The 2,316-nt window shown below is 70.6% G+C and carries 2 protein-coding genes and 1 pseudogene; all 3 read left to right on the top strand.

Features of this window, described 5'->3' with window-relative positions; genetic code table 11:
- Positions 1-646, top strand: a 646-nt coding sequence (locus tag ACLN58_RS21220) for a phosphopantothenoylcysteine decarboxylase (protein WP_415857200.1), incomplete at its 5' end; no start/stop codon positions are given.
- Positions 647-726: 80 nt separating this feature from the next.
- Positions 727-1,959 carry a methionine adenosyltransferase gene (gene metK / locus ACLN58_RS21215; RefSeq protein ID WP_415857199.1) on the top strand — a complete coding sequence of 411 codons (1,233 nt, stop codon included), beginning with the start codon at positions 727-729 and terminating at the stop codon, positions 1,957-1,959.
- A 16-nt stretch (positions 1,960-1,975) separates the two neighbouring features.
- Positions 1,976-2,316: pseudogene (locus ACLN58_RS21210) on the top strand (primosomal protein N'); the annotation flags it as partial.

The following is a 2,316-nucleotide window of genomic DNA, read 5'->3' as shown; positions in this document are numbered from 1 at the left end:
TGGCGGGACGCGCGAGCCGATCGACCCCGTCCGCTTCCTCGGCAACCGATCGTCCGGCAAGCAGGGCGTCGCTCTCGCGCGCGCGGCGCTGCAGGCCGGGGCATCGGTGACACTCGTCGCGGCCCACCTCGAGGTCGATCCGCCGGCTGGGGCCGACGTGGTGCGAGTCGAGACCGCGGTCGAGCTGCGGGACGCGATGGTCGAGCGGGCGCAGGCCGCCGATGCGCTCATCATGTCCGCGGCCGTTGCCGACTTCCGTCCAGCGCACCGTCACGAGGCCAAGATCAAGAAGCGGGACGACGTCCCGGACGCCCCGATCGAGCTCGTCCGCAATCCCGACATCCTCGCGGAGCTCGTCCGGCTCCGCAACGCGGCGGGCAGCCGCCAGGTGATCGTCGGCTTTGCCGCCGAGACCGGCGACGACGGCGCCGACGTCCTCGAGTACGGGCGTGCCAAGCTCGAGCGCAAGGGGTGCGAGCTCCTCGTAGTCAACGAGGTCGGCACCGACCGTGTCTTCGGGCTCGACGAGAACAGCGTGACGATCCTCGCGAAGGACGGCAGCGAGCCCCAGCACGTGGCGGGAAGCAAGGACGAGGTCGCGGACGCCGTCGTGCTCCGCCTCGCCCGCGAACTCGACGCGCGCTGACGCGCGGCTCGTCATCACGCCGCTTCGCGCGGCGAAATACGCGCCCCGGCTTGTTCCGGGGCAGGAAGTAGAGTAGAGCAGTGACCCACGCTCCCCTTGACGCCGCACGCCCGGCAGACACTACAGCCCTGAGGCTCTTCACCTCTGAGTCCGTCACGGAGGGGCACCCGGACAAGATCTGCGACCAGATCAGTGACGCGATCCTCGACGCGCTCCTCGCGGCGGATCCGGAGTCCAAGGTGGCGGTCGAGACGATGGCGACCACGGGTCTCGTGCACGTCGCGGGCGAGGTCACGACGGACGCGTACGTCGAGATTCCCCAGATCGTGCGCAACACGATCCTCGGCATCGGCTACGACTCTTCGGCGAACGGCTTCGACGGCGCGCGCTGCGGGGTGTCCGTCTCGATCGGGCAGCAGTCCTCGGACATCTTCGACGGCGTGTTCAACTCGCTCGAGTCCCGCGAGGGAACGCTCGAGGACGAATACGACCGCCAGGGCGCGGGGGACCAGGGCATCATGTTCGGCTATGCGAGCGACGAGACGCCCACGTACATGCCGACGCCGATCTGGCTCGCCCACCGGCTCTCGGAGCGGCTCACCGAGGTGCGCAAGAGCGGCGAGCTGGCGTACCTGCGCCCCGACGGCAAGACCCAGGTGACCGTGGGCTACGACGGGGACCGTCCCGTGACCGTCGAGACGGTCGTGATCTCGAGCCAGCACGCCGAGGGCACGCAGCTCTCGCACCTGCGGGCCGACCTCGCCGACCACGTCATCGCGCCCGTCCTCGCCGCGAGCCAGCTCGAGAGCGGCCACGTGCGGAGCATCCTCAACCCCGCGGGACCGTTCATCATCGGCGGGCCCGTCGGCGACGCGGGCCTCACGGGCCGCAAGATCATTGTCGATACCTACGGAGGCTTCTCGCGACACGGCGGCGGCGCGTTCTCGGGCAAGGACCCGTCGAAGGTCGACCGTTCCGGCGCGTACGCGATGCGCTGGGTCGCGAAGAACGTCGTCGCGGCCGGCCTCGCGCGCCGCGCCGAGATCCAGATCGCGTACGCGATCGGCCAGGCGCGGCCCGTCGGCATCTATGTCGAGACTTTCGGCACCGAGAGCGTCGACCCGCTGCGCATCAGCGCCGCCATCAACGAGGTCTTCGACCTCCGCCCCCGCGCCATCATCGACGCCCTCGACCTCAAGCGGCCCATCTACGCGAAGACGGCCGCCCACGGCCACTTCGGCCGCGAGGAGCCAGACTTCACGTGGGAGCGGCTCGACCGGGTGCAGGCGCTCAAGGACTTCTTCGGCGCCTGATGAGCCAGAACGCCTGATGAGCCAGAACGTGCCGGGCCCGGGTGGGGAGGCCAGGCCGGAGGCTGGACTGGAAGCCGCGCAGCCGGCGCTGCTCGTCGACCTCCCCGAGCCGGCGCGTCCTTCGGTACTGACCGAGCCCGCCCGCGCGCGTCCCGTGGCACGCGTGTGCGTCGAGTCGCCGTTGCCGCAGCTCGACCGCCTCTTCGACTACCTCGTCCCCGAGCAGCTCTCCGAGGCGGCCCAGCCCGGCGTCCGCGTGCGGGTGCGCGTCGCGGGCCAGGAACATGCGGGCTTCGTCCTCGAGCGCGCCGAGTCTTCGGACTCTGGGGTAGCGCTCCAGCCCCTCCTCAAGGTGGT

Source organism: Sinomonas sp. G460-2 (genome assembly GCF_047759905.1).
In the GTDB taxonomy this organism is placed as follows: domain Bacteria; phylum Actinomycetota; class Actinomycetes; order Actinomycetales; family Micrococcaceae; genus Sinomonas.
The sequence above is the reverse complement of the archived record's forward strand: the minus strand, read 5'-3'. Positions and strand labels throughout refer to the sequence as shown.